20 protein-coding genes are annotated in these 20,157 nt (G+C 62.6%); 12 read left to right on the top strand and 8 right to left on the bottom strand.

Features of this window, described 5'->3' with window-relative positions:
- Positions 1-2: 2 nt before the first annotated feature.
- The 4 genes from ACZ5RT_RS03785 to ACZ5RT_RS03770 are packed head-to-tail and all read right to left on the bottom strand — an operon-like array spanning position 3 to position 4,168.
- The gene (locus ACZ5RT_RS03785) at positions 3-1,019 is read right to left on the bottom strand and encodes a chlorophyllide a reductase iron protein subunit X (protein ID WP_291929443.1); all 1,017 of its coding nucleotides are present in this window, start codon (positions 1,017-1,019) and stop codon (positions 3-5) included.
- Positions 1,016-1,969, bottom strand: a complete 954-nt coding sequence (bchC, locus tag ACZ5RT_RS03780) for a chlorophyll synthesis pathway protein BchC (protein WP_464453555.1) — start codon at positions 1,967-1,969, stop codon at positions 1,016-1,018. The genes ACZ5RT_RS03785 and bchC overlap by 4 nt, the downstream gene beginning before the upstream one ends.
- Positions 1,970-2,006: 37 nt before the next feature.
- On the bottom strand, positions 2,007-3,221 hold the full coding sequence (locus ACZ5RT_RS03775) for a methyltransferase (RefSeq protein ID WP_464453554.1): 1,215 nt from the start codon (positions 3,219-3,221) through the stop codon (positions 2,007-2,009).
- 32 nt (positions 3,222-3,253) lie between these two features.
- Positions 3,254-4,168, bottom strand: coding sequence for a polyprenyl synthetase family protein (locus ACZ5RT_RS03770; RefSeq protein ID WP_464453553.1), 915 nt, complete (start codon positions 4,166-4,168; stop codon positions 3,254-3,256).
- 116 nt (positions 4,169-4,284) lie between these two features.
- On the opposite strand from ACZ5RT_RS03770, the gene ACZ5RT_RS03765 reads away from it, so the two are divergent.
- Positions 4,285-4,455 (top strand): hypothetical protein, encoded by a 171-nt coding sequence (locus ACZ5RT_RS03765; protein WP_464453552.1) that lies wholly within the window; start codon positions 4,285-4,287, stop codon positions 4,453-4,455.
- Positions 4,456-4,570: 115 nt separating this feature from the next.
- Here the strand turns inward: ACZ5RT_RS03765 and ACZ5RT_RS03760 are convergent, their stop codons facing one another.
- A complete protein-coding gene (locus ACZ5RT_RS03760; protein ID WP_464453551.1) occupies positions 4,571-6,331 on the bottom strand; it encodes an ABC transporter transmembrane domain-containing protein in 1,761 nt (586 codons plus the stop codon).
- A 108-nt stretch (positions 6,332-6,439) separates the two neighbouring features.
- Between ACZ5RT_RS03760 and ACZ5RT_RS03755 the strand changes: the two genes are divergently transcribed.
- Positions 6,440-6,778, top strand: a complete 339-nt coding sequence (locus ACZ5RT_RS03755; protein ID WP_464453550.1) for a zinc ribbon domain-containing protein YjdM — start codon at positions 6,440-6,442, stop codon at positions 6,776-6,778.
- Positions 6,779-6,843: 65 nt separating this feature from the next.
- On the opposite strand, the gene ACZ5RT_RS03750 is transcribed toward ACZ5RT_RS03755, so the two are convergent.
- Positions 6,844-7,317 (bottom strand): DUF4148 domain-containing protein, encoded by a 474-nt coding sequence (locus tag ACZ5RT_RS03750; protein ID WP_464453549.1) that lies wholly within the window; start codon positions 7,315-7,317, stop codon positions 6,844-6,846.
- A 152-nt stretch (positions 7,318-7,469) separates the two neighbouring features.
- Here ACZ5RT_RS03750 and ACZ5RT_RS03745 point away from each other — a divergent pair, with 152 nt between their 5' ends.
- Both ACZ5RT_RS03745 and ACZ5RT_RS03740 read left to right on the top strand, forming a co-directional pair.
- Positions 7,470-7,811, top strand: a complete 342-nt coding sequence (locus tag ACZ5RT_RS03745; protein ID WP_291929436.1) for an ATPase with chaperone activity — start codon at positions 7,470-7,472, stop codon at positions 7,809-7,811.
- A gap of 38 nt (positions 7,812-7,849) precedes the next feature.
- A complete protein-coding gene (locus tag ACZ5RT_RS03740) occupies positions 7,850-9,205 on the top strand; it encodes an MATE family efflux transporter (protein ID WP_464453548.1) in 1,356 nt (451 codons plus the stop codon).
- Positions 9,206-9,220: 15 nt separating this feature from the next.
- On the opposite strand, the gene ACZ5RT_RS03735 is transcribed toward ACZ5RT_RS03740, so the two are convergent.
- A complete protein-coding gene (locus ACZ5RT_RS03735) occupies positions 9,221-10,093 on the bottom strand; it encodes an amidohydrolase family protein (protein WP_291929434.1) in 873 nt (290 codons plus the stop codon).
- Positions 10,094-10,353: 260 nt separating this feature from the next.
- Between ACZ5RT_RS03735 and ACZ5RT_RS03730 the strand changes: the two genes are divergently transcribed.
- The 8 genes from ACZ5RT_RS03730 (at position 10,354) to ACZ5RT_RS03695 (ending at position 19,185) form a co-directional block, all read left to right on the top strand.
- Positions 10,354-11,100, top strand: a complete 747-nt coding sequence (locus tag ACZ5RT_RS03730; RefSeq protein ID WP_291929466.1) for a crotonase/enoyl-CoA hydratase family protein — start codon at positions 10,354-10,356, stop codon at positions 11,098-11,100.
- Positions 11,101-11,197: 97 nt separating this feature from the next.
- Positions 11,198-13,051, top strand: a complete 1,854-nt coding sequence (locus tag ACZ5RT_RS03725; protein ID WP_464453547.1) for a feruloyl-CoA synthase — start codon at positions 11,198-11,200, stop codon at positions 13,049-13,051.
- A gap of 97 nt (positions 13,052-13,148) precedes the next feature.
- Positions 13,149-14,402 (top strand): thiolase family protein, encoded by a 1,254-nt coding sequence (locus ACZ5RT_RS03720; RefSeq protein ID WP_464453546.1) that lies wholly within the window; start codon positions 13,149-13,151, stop codon positions 14,400-14,402.
- Positions 14,403-14,533: 131 nt separating this feature from the next.
- Positions 14,534-15,298: an SDR family NAD(P)-dependent oxidoreductase gene (locus tag ACZ5RT_RS03715; protein ID WP_464453545.1), complete on the top strand. Its 765-nt coding sequence runs from the start codon at positions 14,534-14,536 to the stop codon at positions 15,296-15,298.
- A gap of 137 nt (positions 15,299-15,435) precedes the next feature.
- Entirely contained in the window at positions 15,436-15,855 is a 420-nt protein-coding gene (locus ACZ5RT_RS03710; protein ID WP_108426808.1) for an acyl-CoA thioesterase, read from the top strand.
- A 42-nt stretch (positions 15,856-15,897) separates the two neighbouring features.
- Entirely contained in the window at positions 15,898-16,899 is a 1,002-nt protein-coding gene (locus ACZ5RT_RS03705) for a tripartite tricarboxylate transporter substrate-binding protein (RefSeq protein WP_422170778.1), read from the top strand.
- A gap of 70 nt (positions 16,900-16,969) precedes the next feature.
- Positions 16,970-18,688: an acyl-CoA dehydrogenase family protein gene (locus tag ACZ5RT_RS03700; protein ID WP_464453544.1), complete on the top strand. Its 1,719-nt coding sequence runs from the start codon at positions 16,970-16,972 to the stop codon at positions 18,686-18,688.
- Entirely contained in the window at positions 18,685-19,185 is a 501-nt protein-coding gene (locus tag ACZ5RT_RS03695) for a MarR family winged helix-turn-helix transcriptional regulator (protein WP_464453543.1), read from the top strand. Before ACZ5RT_RS03700 ends, ACZ5RT_RS03695 begins: the two co-directional genes overlap by 4 nt.
- Positions 19,186-19,468: 283 nt before the next feature.
- On the opposite strand, the gene ACZ5RT_RS03690 is transcribed toward ACZ5RT_RS03695, so the two are convergent.
- Positions 19,469-20,119: a YiaD family glycine zipper/OmpA-like lipoprotein gene (locus tag ACZ5RT_RS03690; protein ID WP_422171072.1), complete on the bottom strand. Its 651-nt coding sequence runs from the start codon at positions 20,117-20,119 to the stop codon at positions 19,469-19,471.
- Positions 20,120-20,157: the final 38 nt, after the last annotated feature.

Here is a 20,157-nt window from a genome sequence, read left to right as displayed (position 1 = left end):
GCTCAGGCGGCGTCGTACACGACTTCGAGCGAAGGCTTGATGTCTTCGTGCTTGCCCACCATGTCGAACACGGTGGCGGGCTCCAGCACCACATTGCGACCGACCACGTCGGCGCTGAACAGGCCCAGCAACTGGTCCTGGGTCTGGGGTTTCGGACGCATCGGAGGCGCTTCGGCCACGTTCTTGGCCAGCTCGGCAAACAGCGGGCCCCACTCGCCATCGGGCCGACCGATGATTTCGTAGCTGGCGCTCTTGCGGCGGATGTCTTCGTTGGCCGGGATGGCGGCCAGCACCGGGATACCGGCGTTGTTGGCAAAGGCTTGGGCTTCGCCCGTGCCGTCGTCTTTGTTGATGACCATGCCGGCCACGCCCACGTTGCCGCCGAGCTTGCGGAAATACTCCACCGCACTGCACACGTTGTTGGCGACATACAGCGACTGCAGGTCGTTGCTGGCGACTACGATCACTTTTTGGCACATGTCGCGGGCAATGGGCAGGCCAAAGCCACCGCAGACCACGTCGCCCAAAAAGTCGAGCAGCACGTAGTCAAAACCCCAGTCGTGGAAACCGAGTTTTTCGAGCGTTTCAAAACCGTGGATGATGCCGCGACCGCCGCAGCCACGACCGACCTCGGGACCACCCAATTCCATGGCGAACACGCCATCGCGCTTGAAGCACACGTCGCCAATGCTCACGGCCTGACCGGAGAGTTTGAGGCGCGATGAGGTCTCGATGATGGTGGGGCAGGCTTTGCCGCCGAACAGCAAGCTGGTGGTGTCGCTCTTGGGGTCGCAGCCGATCAGGAGCACTTTTTTGCCCTGCTGCGCCATCATGTAAGACAGGTTGGCCAGCGTGAAGCTTTTGCCAATGCCACCTTTGCCGTAGATGGCAATGATTTGCGTCTCTTTGGTCACTTCGCTGGTGCTGACGGCGTCGGGCTCCACGTCGGCCTCGCGGCGCAGCACTTCGACAAATTTGATGGGCTGGGTGGTGGCAGCGGTGTCAGTGGGGGTGTTCATGCGGAGGCACTCCAATCAAGGATCATCTTGAGACAGCTCGCATCTCCGAAGGCGGTCTCGTAGGCAGAACCAGCATGCGTCGATGGCTGGGTGTGGGTGATCAAACCGTCGAGCGACAAACGGCCGGTGTTCACCAGCTCGTTGACGGCCAACAGATCGGGGCGCTTCCACTCGGCGGCGATGCGCATGCGCGCTTCGCGCATGAAGGCCGGGGCGTAGGCAAAGGAAAGGTCTTGTTTGTAGAAACCGGCCAGCACCAGCTCGCCACCGGGGCGCAGGCGCTGGATCAGGCCATTGAGCAGGCTGCCGTCGCCGCTCACGTCGTAAATGGTGCGGTAGTCGCGGCGCGGGTCGTCTTGCGGCTGCACCACGGTGTAGCCTTCGGCACCGGCAGAGCGTTCGGTCTGGGTTTCCCACACGGTGGGCGCGGGCAGGCCAGCCGCCACCGTCAGGCGCGCCAGCAGGCGGCCCATGACACCATGGCCCACAATCAGTTCAGGGGCTTCAAACGGGTCTTGCTGACCCCCGCCCGAGACAGCGTGGTAAGCCGTGGCCGCCAGCGCCAGCAGCACCGATTGCGCGCCCAGGTGTTCGGCCACGGGCACGACTTTTTGCGCAGTGACCACCAGTCGCGAAGCGGCGCCACCAAACAGGCTTTTGACCCCGTTGAAGCAATTGGCACCCGGCACAAACACGCGCTGACCGGCTTGCACACCGGTGTCTGAAGCGGCGCGAACCACGCGGCCCACCGTCTCGTAGCCGGGCACCAGCGGGTAGCCCATGCCCGGGAAGGGCGGCATGCTGCCGTCCCAGAGCATGCGTTCGGTGCCGGTGCTGATGCCGCTGTATTCGACCGCCACGTCCAGCTGACCAGCCTGCAATTCGGGCAAGTCCAGCGCCTGCAAGCTCAGTTGCTTGGGGCTGTTGAAGACGACGGCTTGAGATCTCATGATTGTATTCTTTGCTTTACATTGCTATATGTCAAAGTTAATTGACACTATTCTCGGAAACCAAGGGTAAACACTGAGATTTGCGCCCCAAAAGAATGCGGGCGTGGATGGGCATGGCGTTGGGCACCTGCTCCACATGGGTAAAACCCGCCTCTTGCATCATGGTTTGCAGCTCTTGTGGCGTACGCAGCCGCCCTGCCCCCATGGCCAGCAGGTAAAAATGGAAGTAGGCATCGACCGAGGCTTCGGGTTGACCGGCTTCTTCGTCGGGCTGGGCCATGGGCTCGGCCAACAGCAAGACGCCGCCGACCGGCAAAGCGGCATGGGCTTTTTGAAGAATCTGCCGCACCACCGCATCGGGGTGGTCGTGTGCCACGCGCACCAGGGTGATCAGGTCAGCCCCTTCGGGCAAGGGGTCATCCAGAAAGCTGCCGGGATGCAGGCTCACGCGCTCGGTCAAACCCTTGGCCTTCAGGCCTTCGCGGGCCAGCTCGAGGACCGGCGGAAGATCGAACATCTTGAACTGCAGGTGCGGCGCATGCGCGGCCAGCTCGCTCACAAAGCGGCCCTTGCCCGCCCCAACGTCGAGCACGCAGCGGTGCTCGTCAAAGAAGTAAGACGACAAGATTTCCTGCACCACAAAGCCTTGCGAAGCGGCCATGAGCTGCGAATAGCGGGTGAACTTGTCCACCTCCGATGTCGGCATGTGGACAGCCGGTTTTTCGTGGGCATAGGGCCAGTACTCGGCCATGCCGCCGCTCCAGGCGTTGTTCAGGAACTGCACCGGGTCTTGCATGTCCTGGTAGAGCAGGTGGTTGTGCTCGATCATCTGGGCAATGCCTTCGTGTTGCGCCAGCGGCACGCCCAGCGGCCCCAAGCCAAAACGGCCTTGGCTGCGGTGCTCCAAGAGGCCCAGCGCCACGGCCGACAGCAGCAAACGCTGCAACACAGCCGGGGCCAGCCCTGTGCGGCGCGACAAATCCGTCAGGTTGGCGGGTGCTTGGTGGAGTGCGCGAAACAGGTCCAGCCGCACGAAGCCGAGCAGCACCTGGCTGTGCACGAACCCGGCCATGAGATCAAACAACTTGCGGGTGCGGCGGCGCGTGAGCCAGCGCGTGAGCGGATTGCGCAGCGACCAGCGGTACAGACCGGGGTGCGCGTACCAACGCTCCAGGCGGGCCTGCCAGGCGTCCTTGAAAGAAGTGGGGGCGGTGTGGGCCTGCATGGCGGCCAAATCCAGAGGTTGGGACATGCGGCTTCCTTGGTGTCTTGCGGGCTCAGCGCTCAATGCGGCGCACGGATGCGGGCCGGGGCGACAGCCGGGTGGGTCTTGAAGTAGCCTTCGCACAAAGCCTTGGGCACCAAGCGCTCGGCTTCGAGCTGGACCAGCTGACGCAACATGTCGCGGCATGAGCAGGCCGGGATCGACGAGGCGGCCTGCGCGATCAGGTGGTCAAAGTGGGCAATGGCCCCGTCCAGACCCAGTGCCTGGGCCGAGCTGGGTCGGGCATGCAAAACGTCTTGGCCTGCAGGCTTGCCCAAAGTGGCGGCGTCGGCGATCACGTCGCGGATGTCGTCGGCCACCTGATACGCCTCACCCAGGAAGGCACCCAATGGCGCCCAGGGCTCCGGCTCGTAGCCGCAGCTGAGCGCACCCGCGCAGGTGGCCGAAACAAACAAGGCACCGGTTTTGGCACGCTGGTATTGGCCCAGATCGGCGCTGGTTTCGCACTCCCAGGCTTGCCCGGCCACAATGCCGTTGGGCAGGCCCACGCCCGTGGTCATGTTGTCCATCAGTGCGATCAGACGGTCGGGCCGCTGCGCACCCGCTTGCAGCAAGACGCGGTAAGCCATGACGATCAGGCCGTCACCGGCCAGCAGCGCCAGCGGTTCGCTGAAGGCCTTGTGCACCGTGGGGCGACCGCGCCGGGTGTCGGCGTTGTCAAAGGCGGGCATGTCGTCATGCACCAAAGAGGCGCAATGCATCAACTCCAGCGCCACGGCGGCGGCATTGGTCAACTGGGGGGCGTCGTCGCCACAGGCAGTGGCCACGGCCATGCACAGCTGTGGCCGGATGCGGGCCCCGCCCGAGAACACCGCATGTCGCATGGCCGCCACCAGCCTGGAAGGCGCACCCACACCTGCGGCTTGGTCAAAATGCGTGTTCAGGGCTTGCTCGGCGCGTGTCAACAGACTCATGGGACCTCCGAAAGGGAAGGCCCGTCAACCCAAGCTGACAGGCTTAACTGTCAATATAACCTGATAACTCATGCTGTCAATCTTTATTGACACATCGACACCCGAAAGGTCAAGCCATGGGAATTTGGTTGGAGTTGGGCATTTTTGGTCTGGTGTTCGTGTTTGCCTTTTGGCAGATGCACGACGTGCGCAAGGCGCAAGAACAAACGCGCCAGCAGCGGGCGCGAGAGAAAGCCGCACAAGAAGCCGCCGATCAGGCGACCGAAAGAGACGACAAGCCGACTTGAGGCACCCCCCTTGCGCTGGGCATGGCCTATGGGCTCAAGAACGGGCGGCTTGCGCGTGGGAGCGCACCCCCGTGCGCGAAGGTTGTGAGGGGGTCAGCCTTGGGCGAAGCCGTGTTCAGCTGCTTTGCGCCGCATTGAACTGCAGCGCCGCCAGGCTGGCGTACAAACCACCTTTGGCCTGCAGCTCGGCGTGTGTGCCCTGCTCCATCAGGCGGCCTCGCTCCAGCACCCAGATCACGTCGGCGCGTTGCACCGTGGCCAAGCGGTGCGCAATGACCAGGGTGGTGCGGCCGACCATGGCTTTGTCCAGCGCGGCCTGCACCATTTTTTCGCTTTGGGCGTCCAGCGCGCTGGTGGCTTCGTCCAGAAGCAAGAGCGGCGGGTTCTTCAAAATGGCCCTTGCGATGGCGATGCGCTGGCGCTGCCCGCCTGACAAACGCACGCCCCGGTCGCCCAGATAGGTGTCAAAGCCCTCGGGCAGTTCGCGGATGAACTCTTGGGCATAGGCAGCTTCTGCGGCGGCATGCACCTCGTCCAGACTGGCGTCGGGTCGGCCATAACGGATGTTCTCGATCACCGTGCCCGAAAAAATCACCGGCTCCTGCGGCACGATGGCCATGCGCTCGCGCAGGTCGTGCAGGTCCATCTGGTCAATCGGCACGCCGTCCAGCACGATGCGGCCCGACTGCGGATCGTGAAAGCGCATCAGCAAATCGAACAAGGTGGTTTTGCCAGCGCCGCTGGGGCCCACCACGGCCACGGTCTGGCCGGGATGGATCTGGCCGGTCAATTGGTCCAGTGCCCAGGTGTCGGGGCGAGAGGGGTAATGAAAGCGTACCGACTCCAGTTGCAAGGACGAGCCGCCTTGCGGCCAGGGCGCTTGTTTCGGCTGGGCCGCGATCTTCAGGTTCGACTCGGTGTGCAGCAACTCCATCAGGCGCTCGGTCGCGCCCGCTGCGCGCAACATATCGCCGTACACCTCGCCCAGCACCGCAAAGGCACTGGCCAGCAAGATCACATAAAACACCGTCTCGCCCAACTGGCCCGCCGTGCTGGTGCCTGCCCGCACGGCCAGCGTGCCCATGTACAGGCCCCACAACAACACCGCACTCGACGCCATGATGATGAAGCCCACGAGCACCGCGCGTGCCCGGATGCGGCCCAACGCCGTGCCCAGGGCGCGGGCGGTCGAATCGATGAAGCGGCGGGTTTCGCGCCCCTCGGCCGTGTAGCTTTGCACCACACTGATGGCGTTGAGCACCTCGGAGGCGATGGCGCTGGAGTCGGCCACGCGGTCCTGGCTGGCCCGCGACAGGCGACGCACCCGGCGACCCAGATAGACACTGGGGAAAATCACCGCCACCAGCACCGCCACCACCTGCAGCATCAGGATCGGGTTGGTCCACACCAGCATGATCAGCGCCCCGGCCCCCATGACCAGGTTGCGCAAGCCCATCGAAAACGACGAACCCACCACCGTCTGCACCAGCGTGGTGTCGTTGGTCAGGCGCGAGAGCACTTCGCCCGATTGCGTGGTTTCAAAAAAGGCGGGGCTTTGCTTGAGCACATGGCCGTAAACCGCGTTGCGCAAATCGCCCGTGATGCGCTCACCCAACCAGCTCACGGTGTAGTAACGCCCGGAAGAAAACACGGCCAAAGCCGCTGCCACACCAAACAGCTGCAGGAAGTTGCCCGACAGCTGTTCGGCCGACGCCCCGGCCGACAGGCCCTGGTCAATCAGCTGGCGCAAGACCCAGGGAAAAGCCAGCGTGGTGCCCGCTGCCAACAGCAAAAACAGGGCCGCCATGCCCATGGCCACGCGGTAAGGCTTCAGAAAGGGGACAAGGCCCGTGAGCGATTTGGGAGATGCAGCCATGTACAAAAAGGGGTCCAGGAACAGTCGCTACAAGCATAACGTCAAATCCGGACGCCGCATTTCAGGGCGTTTGCCGACGACAATCGAGCATTTGCGCCACACGCCACCATGAGCACCTTGCCACCCTGCCCCCAATGCCACGACGAATTCACCTACGAAGACGGCACGCTTTTGATCTGCCCCAGTTGTGGCCATGAATGGAACCCCAGCGAAGTCGACGCAGGCGACAACGCCAAAGTCTGGAAAGACGCCAACGGGAATGTGCTGCAAGACGGAGACACCGTGACCTTGGTCAAAGACCTGAAGATCAAAGGCTCATCCGCTGTGGTCAAGGTTGGCACCAAGGTCAAGAACATCCGCTTGATCGAGGGTGACCACGACATCGATTGCAAAATCGAGGGCTTCGGACCGATGCAGCTGAAAACCGCTTTCGTCAAAAAAGTCTGAGCCTGCAGCCAGAAACAGGGCCAGCCCCTGGCGGGCCGACCTGTTTTCACCCCACGGTCTTGGGCTTACTTCTTGGGGTAGAGGTGCGGGTACACGTCCTTGAGCAAGCGGCCTGATTCATCGTTGGCAGGCATGTTCCCCGTGCGCTTGGCTTCTTCCAGCTCGGCCTTGACCTGCTCTCGGGTCTTGGAAGACGCCACAGGCTTGGCGGGGTAGGCGGAAGGGTTGATCTCATTGAGCAGACAGCCCTGATCACCAGCGGCCACCATATTGCCTGTGCGTTTGGCCTCCTCCAGCTCGGCCCTGACCTGTTCGCGGGTCTTGCAAGGCACGACCGGTTTGGGTGGGTAGGCCGAAGGGTTGACCTCATTGAGCATACGGCCGCTTTCGTCGTTGGCAGGCATATTGCCCGTGCGGATCGCCTCTTGAAGTTCGGCCTGGACTTCTGCACGGGTTTTGGGGCCCGTGTTTTGTGCTGAGGCTTGCCCTATGCAGAGCGCCAGCAAGGCCAAAGTCAGGGCCGAGAGTGGGGTGGACATACGCATATCGATTTCCTTTCATGTAAGACAACCCCGCCTGCTTCGAGCCCATCGTCATCGACCGGGCCCGACAAGGCGGCGTGGGTTTCCATTAAAAAAAGTTCCCGAGCCCGGGTCTGTGCGTTAATTCACCCCTGATTGCCTTGACACCCATGACCGAAGAATTCCAGATCCACATCCCGCCATCGTTCATGGCGCTTTATGTTCCCCCCGGAAAAATCAAACCCACCCTGGGCCTGCGCGACATGGCCGCGCGTTACGATTTGTGCGAAGACCTGGCCAATTTGCTGACCGAGCAAGCCGCCAACATGCAGTTCACCTTGGGCATCACCGAGGAGCTGGTGCTGCAGCAATGCGAGTTGGGCCTGCTCGCCGAACCTGCCGTGGTCTCGCCTGTCGAAGCGCGCTGGGTGGTCTGCCGCCTGGCCGAACTGTTGAACTGGCCGATGGCCGAGCTCCTGTCAGGGTCCGGACCCGAGACACCTGTCGCCTAAGTCACCGCGCCCAGACCGCAAACTGCCAAGATGCGGCCATGACCCGACCGCACAACGACTTGCAAACGCTGCTGACCGCTCCCATCCTGCCCACCTTGCTGCGTCTGGCAGCGCCCAATGTGCTGGCCATGGTCATGACGGTGCTGGTCGGCATGGCCGAGACTTACTACGTGGGCCGCCTGGGCACCGCCCCACTGGCGGCCATGGCCCTGGTGTTTCCCTTCGCCATGCTCACGCAAATGATGTCAGCCGGGGCCATGGGCGGCGGTGTCTCGGCAGCCATCAGCCGCGCATTGGGCGCATCGGACACCGCACGCGCCCAAACGCTGCTGCTGCACGCCTTGGTGATTGGCGTGGGTGCGGGTGTGATCTACAGCGCGATTTTTCTGACTTTCGGTCCCCGCTTGTACGAACTGCTCGGCGGCCGGGACGCCGTGCTCGAAGAAGCCGTGCGTTACTCTGGCGTTTTGTTCGCAGGTGCCCTGCTGGTCTGGCTCATCAACACGCTGGCGTCCGTCTTGCGCGGCACAGGGAACATGCGCACGCCCTCCGTGGCGCTGGTGGCCACCGCCTTGTTGCAGATCATTTTGGGTGGGGTGCTGGCCTTGGGTGCCGGTCCGGTACCCGCCATGGGCATGGTGGGGGTGGCCCTGGGGCACATCATCGCCACTGCGGCGGGCGTGGCCTATTTCCTTTGGTATTTGATCACTGGCCAGGGCCGTCTGACAATGCCATGCCAACGCTTTGAGATGCAAGGCGGCATGTTTGCCGACATCCTCAAGGTGGGTGCCGTCGCCTGTTTGTCACCGGTGCAATCGGTGCTGGCGATTTTGATTTTTACCGGGCTGTTGGCCCAACTGGGCACCGAGGCCTTGGCGGGTTACGGCATCGGCCAACGGCTGGAGTTCTTGTTGATCCCCATCGCTTTTGGCATTGGGGTGGCCTCGGTGCCCATGGTGGGCATGGCCATGGGTTCGGGCAATGTGCAACGCGCGCGGCGCGTGGCCTGGGTGGCTGGCGGCGTGTCCGCTTTCAATCTGGCCCTGATTGGGGCCGTCGTGACCCTGGCGCCCGATGTGTGGGCCCGGCTGTTCACGCAAGACGAGGCGGTGCTGAGCTACGCGCGTCACTATCTCGTGACCGCAGGCCCGGCGTTTCCATTTTTTGGACTGGGCCTGACCTTGTACTTCGCATCACAAGGCGCAGGGCAAGTCATGGGGCCGGTGTTGGCGGGCACGCTGCGTCTGGTTTTGGTGGCCGGCGCAGGCTTGTGGCTGGCCCAGCACCAAGGCACGTCCGGCCACTTCTACCAACTCGTGGCCTGGGCCATGGTGCTGTATGGCTTGGCGACAGCGGCTGCCGTCAAATTCACACCCTGGGGCCGCAAAGTCTGAGCCCACAAGCTGGGCTCAAGCCGCCTTGTCCAAGCCCAGCAAGCGCAGCGCATTGCCCTTCAAGATGCCGGGCATCACCTCTGGCTTGAAGCCCGCCACTTCAAAGTCCTGCATCCAACGCTCAGGCGTGATCAGGGGGTAGTCGCTGCCAAACAAGACCCTGTCCTTGAGCAAGGTGTTGGCGTACTGAATGAGCGGCTTGGGGAAGTATTTGGGGCTCCAGCCCGACAAATCGATCCAGACATTGGGCTTGTGTGTGGCCAGGCTGAGCGCCTCGTCCTGCCACGGAAAGCTCGGGTGCGCCATCACGATCTGGATATCGGGCCAGTCGATGGCCACATCTTCGAGCAACATCGGGTTGCTGTTTTGCAGGCGAAGACCCCCGCCGCAGCGCATGCCCGAACCAATGCCGCTGTGCCCGGTGTGAAAAATGGCGGGCAGTTTGTAGTGGTTGATCACCTCGTAAATCGGCCAGGCCATCCGGTCATACGGCAAAAAGCCCTGCACCGTGGGGTGGAACTTGAAGCCCTTGATGCCCTCTTCCTTGATCAGGCGCTCGGCTTCGCGCGCGCCCATCTTGCCCTTGTGCGGGTCGATGCTGGCAAAGGCGATCATCATGTCGCTGTTGTCCCGTGCGGCCTTGGCGATCTCTTCGTTGGGAATGCGGCGGCGGCCCAGCTGTGACTCGCTGTCCACGGTGAACATGACCAGACCGATCTTCTTCTCGCGGTAATAAGCCACCGTCTCGGCAATCGTTGGGCGACGGTTGGAGCCGAAGTACTTGTCGGCCGCGCGGTCGTATTCCTCACCGTAGTTGTCAAACGGGTTCCAGCAACTCACTTCGGCATGGGTGTGGATGTCAATCGCGATCAAGTCTTCGTGTTTCATGGGTTTCCAGTCTCTCAAGTCTCACAGCTGCACGATAGCCCATCGCCGCCCTCTCCCGCTCATCTGCGCGCGAGGAAGGGGCATTTTCGGCCAAAACCTAGGGTAAGCCCCAAGCATGAAAGTGCATTCCGCTGCGCACAATATCGTTATTGATAATAACCTTCTTGCCCTTTGGGTCAAGTCTTTTGAGGGACGCCACCATGAGCCATCCAAACCAGCCCATTCTTGACCGTGCAGCAGCACAAGGCGTTGCTTTGAGCATGCAGGGCGCCGTTGCCGTGGTCCGCCTGTGCCGCCCAGCCAAGCGCAACGCCTTGAACGACGGCCTGATCGAGGCGCTGCGCGACGTGTTCCAGAACCTGCCTGCCGAAGCGGGTGCGGCCGTGATCCATGGCGAAGGCGAGCACTTCTGCGCAGGCCTGGACCTGTCCGAACTCAAGGAACGCGATGCCGGTGAAGGCATCCACCACTCACGCAGCTGGCACGTGGCCCTGAACGCCATCGAACAAGGCCGCGTGCCTGTGGTCGCCGCATTGCACGGCGCAGTCGTCGGCGGTGGTCTGGAGCTGGCCAGTGCCAGCCACGTCCGCGTGGCCGACGAGAGCACCTTCTACGCCCTGCCAGAAGGCACACGCGGCATCTTCGTGGGTGGCGGTGGCTCGGTGCGTGTGCCCAAACTGATTGGTGCGGCCCGCATGACCGACATGATGCTGACCGGCCGCGTGTACAACGCGGTGGATGGTGAGCGCGTGGGCTTTGCCCAGTACCTGGTGCCCACCGGTACGGCGTTAGCCAAGGCCATCGAGCTGGCCACCCGCATCGCCACCAACGCGCCCCTGACCAACTTTGCCCTGATGCACGCGCTGCCGCGCATCGCCGAGCAGCCCGCTGACCACGGTTTCTTCACCGAAGCGCTGATTTCCTCGATAGCCCAGTCTGCGCCCGAGGCCAAAGCGCGGGTGCGTGCTTTCCTCGAGGGCAAAGCCGCCAAAGTACAAAAAAGCTGAATGCCAGATGTCGTTTCCGCACACGCGGGAATCCATGCCCCAAATGGCTCCCCGTTTTCACGGGGACGACAAAACAGAGTTCGAACGGAGACAAACCATGACCGCCCCCAAATTCCGTCCCCTGAAGTTCGGTGTCACCCGCGTGAGCCTGCGCGATGGTGTGCCCGGCACCCATTACCTCAAAGCCGACCAGGAACTGCAGGCCTTTCCGGACCGCCTGACCGACCGCCTGCAACACTGGGCGCGCGTCAAACCCCAGCACAGCTTCATGGCACGCCGCATGAAGCAAGCCGACGGCACCTTGGGTGACTGGCAGCACATCACTTACGCCCAAGCCTGGCAAACTGCACGCAACATTGCACAAGGCCTGATCGATCGGGGCCTGAACGCCGAACGCCCCGTGGTCATCCTGAGTGAAAACAGCCTGGAGCACGCGCTGCTGGCCCTGGGCGCCATGGTGGCCGGTGTGCCCTTTGTGCCCACCTCGCCACCCTACTCGCTGGTGAGCGTGGACTACGACAAGCTCAAGCACGTGCTCAAGACTGTCACGCCGGGCATGGTGTTCGCATCAGACGCGCGCTATGCCAAAGCCATTGCGGCGACGGTGAGCAACGACATGGAAGTGGTGATGTGCGAGGGCAGTGTGGATGGCCGTCAAGTGACCTCGTTCGACAGCCTGTGCGCCACAGCAGCCACCCCTGCGGTCGATGCGGCCATGGCCGCCACCGGGCCTGACACCATCGTCAAGTTCCTGTTCACCAGCGGCTCGACCAAGTTGCCCAAGGCCGTCATCAACACCCAGCGCCTGTGGTGTGCCAACCAGCAGCAAATGGCCCAGTCCATGCCCGTGCTGGCCGAGCAAGACCTGGTGCTGGTCGACTGGCTGCCCTGGAACCACACCTTCGGGGGCAACCACAACTTCGGCATGGTCGTCTTCCATGGTGGCACGCTGTACATCGACGACGGCAAGCCCACGCCTGCGCTGATCGGCGAGACCCTGCGGAACCTGCGCGAGATCGCCCCCACGGTCTACTTCAATGTGCCCACCGGCTTCGAAGCCATTGCCAACGCCATGAAAACCGATGACGCGCTGCGCAAGACCCTGCTGTCGCGCGTGCAGATGTTCTTCTACGCTGGCGCCGCCCTGGCCCAACCCGTGTGGGACAGCCTCTACGAATCGCAGGAGCGCGAGATCGGCGAGCGCATCGTCATGACCACGGGCCTCGGGATGACCGAGTCCGGCCCGTTCGGCATCTTCGTGACCAACCCCAACGTGCGCGCGGGCGACCTGGGCGTGCCCACCCCCGGTCTGGAACTCAAGCTGGTGGACATGCAAGGCAAGACCGAGGTGCGCTACCGCGGCCCCAACATCACGCCCGGCTACTGGCGTGCCCCCAAGGAAACTGCCGAGGCCTTTGACGAGGAAGGCTTCTTTTGCACCGGCGACGCGGTCAAGTGGATCGACGAGACCGATGTGCACCTGGGCCTGAAGTTCGACGGTCGCATTGCCGAAGACTTCAAGCTGGCCACAGGCACCTTTGTGAGCGTGGGTCCGTTGCGCGGCAAGATCATCGCCGCAGGCGCCCCCTACATCCAGGACGCGGTGCTCACCGGCCTGAACATGAAGGAAGTCGGCGCCATGATTTTCCCGACACCTGCTGTGCGGGCGCTCAGCGGCCTGGGCGCCGACGCTCCCATGTCGGACGTGCTGGCCTCGGCCCCAGTGCTGGCTAAATTTCAGGAAATCGTCAACGAATTGGCCAAAACCAGCACCGGCAGCGCCAACCGCATTGCCCGCCTGTGCCTGCTGAGCGAACCGCCCACCATCGACAAGGGCGAGATCACCGACAAAGGCTCGATCAACCAACGCTCGGTGCTCACCCACCGCGCCGACACCGTGGCAGCGTTGCATGCCGACACGCTGCACTACATCGTCAAACCCCAAACGTAAACCACTCACTTGTCATACCCGCGAACGCGGGAATCCATGCCTTCGATGAACATGGATGCCCGATCAAGTCGGGCATGACAAACCTCAAGGAAAAATGATGACAGCCAAAGGATTTTTCAACGCGTTTGCCGATGTGTGGATGCACGAGGGCGTGCGCACGCCCATGGTCGATTACTGCGGCGCATTGGGACACATCTCGCCCACCGACCTCGGCATCAAGGCCGCACGCGAAGCACTCAAGCGCGCAGGCATCGCCGCCACCGAGATCGGCTCGGTCATCACCGGCAACATGGCCCCGGGTGACTTTGACCAGTTCTTCCTGCCACGCCACATCGGGCTGTACGCGGGTGTACCGCAGGAAGTGCCCGCGATCATGACCCAGCGCATCTGCGGCACCGGCTTTGAACTCTTCCGCCAGGCGGGTGAGCAGATCGAAGCGGGCGTGTGCGACGCGGCGCTGGTGGTCGGCACCGAGAGCATGACGCGCAACCCGATTGCCGCCTTTGACCACCGCAACGGCTTCAAGCTGGGCGCGCCCGTGGGCTTCAAGGACTACATGTGGGAAGCGCTGAAAGACCCGGCCGCTGGCATCAACATGATCCAGACTGCCGAGAACCTGGCCAAAAAGTACAACATCACCCGTGAAGAGGTGGACCAGTTCGCATCGGACTCTTTCGCCAAAGCGGTGGCGGCCCAAGAGGCTGGATTCCACGCGGGCGAGATCGTGCCGGTGGTCACCGAAAAATTTGAACTCGAAGGCTACAAGGCCCGGGGCATCAAGCTGCAAGGCAAAGTGACCGAGGTCAACGCCGACACCCACCCCCGCATCTCACCGCCCGAAGTGCTGGCCAAGCTCAAGCCCGTGTACGAAGGCGGCGTGCAGACCGGCGGCAACAGCTCGGCCCTGGTCGATGCCGCTGCGGCCTGCGTGGTCACCTCCAGTGCTTATGCCAAAGCGAACAACAAAAAGCCCTTGGCCCGCGTGGTGGCTGCCGCCGCCGTGGGCGTGCCGCCCGAGATCATGGGCATTGGTCCTGCGCCCGCCATCCGTTTGCTGCTGGAGCGCACGGGCCTCAAGCTGTCCGACATTGGCCGCTTCGAAATCAACGAAGCCCAAGGCGCACAAACCCTGGCCGTGGGCCGCGAACTGGGCCTGGACTTGTCCAAGCTCAACGTCAACGGCGGCGCGATTGCCCTGGGCCACCCGCTGGCCGCGACGGGCGTGCGCCTGACCATCACACTGGCGCGCGAATTGAAACGCAGCGGCTTGCGCTACGGCATCTCCAGTGCCTGTGTGGGTGGTGGTCAGGGCATTGCGCTCTTGATCGAAAACCCGGACGGCACCGTTTGATGCGCCTGACTTCGACATCCCGAACCTTTGTCATTCCGCGAACGCGGGAATCCATGCCTTCGCTGCGCATGGATTCCCGATCCAGACGGGCATGACAAAACCGAATTCAACGACAACACAAAGGCACTGACATGAACATCCAAGGACAAGCAGCACTGGTGACCGGTGGTGGTTCCGGTTTGGGCGAAGCCACCGCTCGCGAACTGGCCCGTCTGGGCGCCAAGGTCGCCGTGCTCGACCTCAACATGGACAACGCCGAGCGCGTAGCCAAGGACATTGGCGGCATTGCGGTATCTTGCAACGTGGCCGACGAAGCCAGCATGCAGCATGCCATCGAAACCGCCGCAGCCGCCCATGGCCCGGCTCGCATCCTGATGCAAATTGCCGGCATCGGTTCGGCCAAGCGCGTGGTAGGCAAGGACGGCAACGCCGCCCCGCTGGCCGATTTCGCCAGGGTGATCAACGTCAACCTGATCGGCACCTACAACGCGGCACGCCTGTTCGCTGCCGCTTGCGCCAAGCTCGAACCCATGGAAGACAATGCCCGTGGCGTGATGGTGTTCACCGCCTCGGTGGCTGCGTTTGACGGCCAGGTTGGCCAGCAGGCCTACAGCGCCTCCAAGGCTGGCGTGGCGGGCATGACGCTGCCCATGGCGCGTGACCTGGCGCAACATGGCATCCGTGTGTGCACCATTGCACCCGGCCTGTTTGCCACGCCCTTGCTCAAGGAACTGCCCGAGCCAGTTCAGCAGTCGCTGGCAGCCAGCATCCCTTTCCCCTCGCGCCTGGGAAAACCCAGCGAGTTCGCCGAGCTGGCCTGCCACATCGTGACCAACAACCACCTGAACGGCGAAACCATCCGCCTGGACGGCGCTTTGCGCATGGCCCCCCGCTAAAACCACCACAACATGCGTGCACCTCACACATTTGTCATACCCGCGCAAGCCGGTATTCATGCCTTCGATGCGCATGGATGCCCGATCGAGTCGGGCATAACAACTGAAAATTTGTTCACGCCAACCAAGTACCTCCCATGAGTAAAACCGTTGTTTACGAAGTGCAAGTGATGTTCGGTGACTGCGATCCCGCAGGCATCGTCTTCTTTCCCAACTTTTCCAAATGGATGGACGCCTCGTCCCTGAACTTCTTTGTGAAATGCGGCGTACCGCCCTGGCGTGAGCTGGTCAAGACGCGCGGCATCATCGGTACGCCCCTCTTGGAGATCAACACGAAATTCATCCGCCCCGCCACCTATGGCGAAACCCTGCAGGTGCACACCAGCGTGCAGGAGTGGCGTGAAAAGGTCATCGTGCACAAGCATGTGGTCATGCGTGGCGATACCGTGTTGTGCGAAGGCACCGAAGTGCGTGCTTTCTGCATCAAGCACCCCGATGATCCGGACCGCATCAAGGCCATCCCGGTGCCCGAAGACATCAAAGCGCTCTGTAGCTGAACAGATCCCCACGTTTTTTAACCACCCAAAGAGGAGACAAGCATGAGCAACCGACGTGAATTCATCCAATCTGCCATCGGCGCTGCCGTTCTGGGCAGTACGGCTTTCCAGCAGGCCTGGGCGCAAAGTGGCTTGCCCATTGAGCAAGTCAAGGTTCTGTACGGCTTTCCGCCGGGCAGCTCTGGTGACATCTGCGCCCGCCGCGTGGCCGAGAAATTTGGCGGCACCCCTTACAGCAAGAACGCGGGCATCATCGACAGCCGCCCAGGCGCGGGCGGCCAAATTGCGCTGAATTTGCTCAAGAGTGCTCCTGCCGACGGTTCGGTTCTGGCCATGACACCCTTCTCGGCCATCTCGCTCTACCCCCACATCTTCAAAAACCTGCAGTACAAGCCTTTTGAAGAATTCACCCCCGTGGGCACCGCCTCCATGATCCACCATGGCTTTGCCGTTGGCCCCATGGTGCCCGCCAGCGTGAAGAACGTGAAAGACTTCATCGCCTGGGCCAAGGCCAACCCCGCACAAGCCAGCTATGGCTCACCTGCCGCAGGCTCAACGCCCCACTTCATTGGTGCCTTGCTGGGCTTGAACCAGAACTTCGAGTTCAAGCATGTGCCTTACCGTGGCTCCGTGCCCGGCGTGACCGATGTGGTGGGCGGCCAGATCGCCTGCATGTTCACCCCACACGGCGACTTCATTGCCAACCACAAAGCCGGCAAGATGCGCATCATCGCCACTTCGGGCAAAACCCGTTCGCCTTTTGTGCCCGATGTGGCCACCTTTGCCGAGCAAGGCTTCCCTGAGTTGACGGTGGAAGAGTGGTTTGGTTTTTACGCCCCCGCCAAAACCCCGGCCAACGTGGTGCAAGCAGCCAATGCAGCGATCAATGCCGCCCTCAAAGACAAAGGCGTGCAAGACGCCTTGACCGTGGTGGGCTTGATTCCGTTTGGTGGCACTGCCGCTGACCAGCTCAAGAGCTCGCAAGTGGAACTCGAGCGCTGGGGTCCCCTGATCAAGCGCATCGGCTTCAGCGTCGACTCCTGATCTGTTACTTGAACCTGGTCCGGCCTGTCCCGTGGGTGGCCCGGACTTCTCTTCATTCACCATTCGCCCCATGAACGTCTACCAACCCCGCACCGACGACATGCAGTTTGTGTTGTCCCGAGTCCTGAACGCACCCGCCCAACTGCAAGCCCTGCCCGCCTTTGCCGAGGTGGACCCGGAGTTGATGCAGCAGGTGCTCGATGAAGCGGGTAAGTTCGTGGGCGAGGTGATCGCCCCGCTCAACCGCGATGGCGACGAAATCGGTGCGCAGTGGAAGGACGGCGCGGTCACGATGCCGCCTGGCTTCAAGGACGCCTACCAATCGTTCTGGCAGTCGGGCTGGCCTGCGCTGGCCGCCAGCGCTGAAGACGGCGGCCAGGGCCTGCCCAGCGTGCTCGAAGCCATGCTGTACGAAATGCTGAGCGCGGCCAACCACGGCTGGACCATGGCCCCCGGCCTGCTGCACGGCGCGTACGAATGCATCAAACACCACGCCAGCGGCGAACTCAAGGCGCAGTACCTGCAAAAAGTGGCGACTGGCGAATGGCTGGCCACCATGTGCCTGACCGAGCCGCATGCAGGCTCTGATTTGGGCCTGGCCCGCACCAAGGCCGTGCCCTTGCCCGATGGCACCTACGCCGTCAGCGGCACCAAGATTTTCATCTCGGGCGGCGAACACGACCTGACCGACAACATCGTGCACCTGGTGCTGGCCCGCCTGCCCGACGCGCCCCCTGGCCCCAAGGGCCTGTCGCTGTTTTTGGTGCCCAAGTTCTACCCGGATGGCACGCGCAGCCGCGTGCACTGCGACCGCATCGAAGAAAAAATGGGCCTGCATGGCAGCCCCACCTGCGTGATGCGTTTTGACGAAGCGGTGTGTTCGATCGTGGGCGAGCCCGGCAAGGGCTTGAACGCGATGTTCGTGATGATGAACGCCGCTCGCCTGCACGTGGCCCTGCAAGGCATTGGCCTGCTGGACGCCGCCTGGCAAAAAGCCGATGCCTACGCGCAAGAGCGCCGCCAAATGCGGGCCCCGGGCAAAGGCAAATCGGCTGCAGAAGCGGATTTCATTGCCGAGCACCCCGCCATGCGCCGCATCCTGGACACGCAACGCGCCTGGGTTGATGCCGGTCGCGTGCTGGCCTACCGCACCGCGCTGGAGCTCGACCTGATCAAGCACAGCCCCGACGCCGACACCCAAGCCGCCGCCCAGCGCTGGTGCGCCCTGGTCACGCCGGTCATGAAATCGGTGTTCACCCACCAGGCCTTCCACGGCGGCAGCGACTGCCTGCAGGTGTTTGGCGGCCACGGCTATGTGCGCGAATGGGGCATCGAGCAAATCGTGCGCGACGCCCGTGTGGCCATGATCTACGAAGGCACCAACGAAATCCAGGCGATTGACCTGCTGGTGCGCAAAGTGATGGCCGATGGCGGTCAGGGCATGAACGCCCTGCTCGACACCATCGCTGCCGACTTGCCCAAGTCAGCCAAAACCAGCACTGCCGCGCAAGCCCGCATTCAGACCCTGCGTGCCGTGACCGAACAGATCTTGAAAGCGGCGCCGCAAGACGCCGCTTTGCCCTTCCGTGTGGCCGACGACTACCTGCGTGCCGTGGCCCTGGTGCTGATGGACTGGGCTTGGCTGCGCATCGAAGCCGGCCTGGACGAGCAGACACCCCAGGCCGATACCCGATGGCGTGCTCCGGCCAAGGCCCTGCGCAGCTGGGTACTGCCCGAATTCCAGATGCGCACTTTCATCATCGTGCAGCAATGCACGGCGGCAGCATGAGCAAAGCCACCCAGCCCGCCCCCAACAAAGCGCGATCCAAAAAAACGGATCCCGCTTCGGGATCGGCCATCGACAAAGTGGACAGCACTTACCTGCAATCCCTGATGGGTTACAACGCACGGCGTGCAGCGCTCAGCATCATCGGCTTGTTTCTGGAACGGCTGGCCCCTTACGGTCTCAAGCCCGTGGATTTTTCGGTCATGTCCATCATCTGCCACAACGCCGGCGTGACCTCGCGCCAGTTGTGCGCCACGCTCGACCTGCTGCCCCCCAACCTGGTGGGTCTGATCCAGTCGCTGGAGTCACGTGGCCTGATCGAGCGCAAACCGCACCCGCACGATGGGCGCGCCGTCGGACTGCACGCCACCCCCAAAGGCCAGGCGCTGATGGTGCAAGCCGAGCAGACCGCCACCGAACTCGAAATCGAGAAAACCGCACGGCTCACCCCTGCGCAGCGCACAACACTGCTGACGCTGCTGCAAAAGATTTACCTGTGACGTTCTCAGGCTGAGCGCTGAGCAAGCATGGATACCCGATCAAGTCGGGTATGACCATTCATGTGCCATGCCCGCGCATGCAGGCATCCAGAACAGCCGAAGGCACAGACCCCCGATCAGGTCGGGGGTGACAGCCCTCATGTCATGCCCGCACACCCACTGTCATACCCGCGCATGCGGGTATCCATAGAAGGCGAAGGCATAGACCCCCGATCTGGTCAGGGGTGACAAAAGTCAATACGTGAGTGAAAAAGACCATTACGGCAACGAAAACGGCCCAGCCTCAACGTCCTGTAGCACGCTCTGCCAGGAAAATCTCGATGCGACGATTGCGGGCACGGCCTGATTCGGTGTTGTTGTCAGCGATCGGCTCGCGAGAACCGCGTCCGTCGATGCTGATGCGGCTGCTGTTCACCCCGCGCGACACCAGGTAATCGCGGGCGCTCTGGGCGCGGTTGACCGACAAGGGGTTGTTGACGGCGTCACTGCCGGTGTTGTCGGTGTGCCCCACGATGCGCACTTCCATGCTGGGCTGCTGGCTCAAGCCCTGGGCAAACTGGTCCAGGATCGGTCGCAAGTTGGGCCGGATTTCGGAACGGCCCGAATCAAATGAAATATCGCTGGGGATGCTGAGCCTGAGCTGGTTGTCTGCGGTCTGCGTGACCACCGTGCCGGTACCGGCCGTGGCTTGCTCCATGGCCCGCTTCTTGTCCTCCATGCTTTTCGACCAGACATAGCCGCCCAAAGCACCCAGACCCGCACCAATGACTGTGGATTTGCTGTCACGCCCCAGAATTTGCCCAGCCACGGCACCGATCACCGCACCGGTTCCGGCCCCCTTTTGCTCGGGTGTGGCCGTTGCACACCCTGTGAGCAAAATGGCCAAGGCACAGGTCAAGGCACCCGCGGATTTGAATGCAGTCATCGTGTTCATTTGAAAGCTCCTTTCAACCGAGACACGCCACTCTAAGA

The organism is Limnohabitans sp. TEGF003, assembly GCF_055395455.1.
The sequence above is the reverse complement of the archived record's forward strand: the minus strand, read 5'-3'. Positions and strand labels throughout refer to the sequence as shown.

Bases quoted from the DNA above. Each gene is read 5' to 3' on its own strand.
- ACZ5RT_RS03760 (WP_464453551.1), bottom strand. From the start codon at position 6,331: ATGGCTGCATCTCCCAAATCGCTCACGGGCCTTGTCCCCTTTCTGAAG.
- ACZ5RT_RS03705 (WP_422170778.1), top strand. From the start codon at position 15,898: ATGAGCAACCGACGTGAATTCATCCAATCTGCCATCGGCGCTGCCGTT.
- ACZ5RT_RS03710 (WP_108426808.1), top strand. From the start codon at position 15,436: ATGAGTAAAACCGTTGTTTACGAAGTGCAAGTGATGTTCGGTGACTGC.
- ACZ5RT_RS03695 (WP_464453543.1), top strand. From the start codon at position 18,685: ATGAGCAAAGCCACCCAGCCCGCCCCCAACAAAGCGCGATCCAAAAAA.
- ACZ5RT_RS03690 (WP_422171072.1), bottom strand. From the start codon at position 20,119: ATGAACACGATGACTGCATTCAAATCCGCGGGTGCCTTGACCTGTGCC.
- ACZ5RT_RS03740 (WP_464453548.1), top strand. From the start codon at position 7,850: ATGACCCGACCGCACAACGACTTGCAAACGCTGCTGACCGCTCCCATC.
- bchC (WP_464453555.1), bottom strand. From the start codon at position 1,969: ATGAGATCTCAAGCCGTCGTCTTCAACAGCCCCAAGCAACTGAGCTTG.
- ACZ5RT_RS03720 (WP_464453546.1), top strand. From the start codon at position 13,149: ATGACAGCCAAAGGATTTTTCAACGCGTTTGCCGATGTGTGGATGCAC.
- ACZ5RT_RS03700 (WP_464453544.1), top strand. From the start codon at position 16,970: ATGAACGTCTACCAACCCCGCACCGACGACATGCAGTTTGTGTTGTCC.
- ACZ5RT_RS03725 (WP_464453547.1), top strand. From the start codon at position 11,198: ATGACCGCCCCCAAATTCCGTCCCCTGAAGTTCGGTGTCACCCGCGTG.
- ACZ5RT_RS03730 (WP_291929466.1), top strand. From the start codon at position 10,354: ATGCAGGGCGCCGTTGCCGTGGTCCGCCTGTGCCGCCCAGCCAAGCGC.
- ACZ5RT_RS03765 (WP_464453552.1), top strand. From the start codon at position 4,285: ATGGGAATTTGGTTGGAGTTGGGCATTTTTGGTCTGGTGTTCGTGTTT.
- ACZ5RT_RS03745 (WP_291929436.1), top strand. From the start codon at position 7,470: ATGACCGAAGAATTCCAGATCCACATCCCGCCATCGTTCATGGCGCTT.
- ACZ5RT_RS03755 (WP_464453550.1), top strand. From the start codon at position 6,440: ATGAGCACCTTGCCACCCTGCCCCCAATGCCACGACGAATTCACCTAC.
- ACZ5RT_RS03735 (WP_291929434.1), bottom strand. From the start codon at position 10,093: ATGAAACACGAAGACTTGATCGCGATTGACATCCACACCCATGCCGAA.
- ACZ5RT_RS03770 (WP_464453553.1), bottom strand. From the start codon at position 4,168: ATGAGTCTGTTGACACGCGCCGAGCAAGCCCTGAACACGCATTTTGAC.
- ACZ5RT_RS03785 (WP_291929443.1), bottom strand. From the start codon at position 1,019: ATGAACACCCCCACTGACACCGCTGCCACCACCCAGCCCATCAAATTT.
- ACZ5RT_RS03775 (WP_464453554.1), bottom strand. From the start codon at position 3,221: ATGTCCCAACCTCTGGATTTGGCCGCCATGCAGGCCCACACCGCCCCC.
- ACZ5RT_RS03750 (WP_464453549.1), bottom strand. From the start codon at position 7,317: ATGTCCACCCCACTCTCGGCCCTGACTTTGGCCTTGCTGGCGCTCTGC.
- ACZ5RT_RS03715 (WP_464453545.1), top strand. From the start codon at position 14,534: ATGAACATCCAAGGACAAGCAGCACTGGTGACCGGTGGTGGTTCCGGT.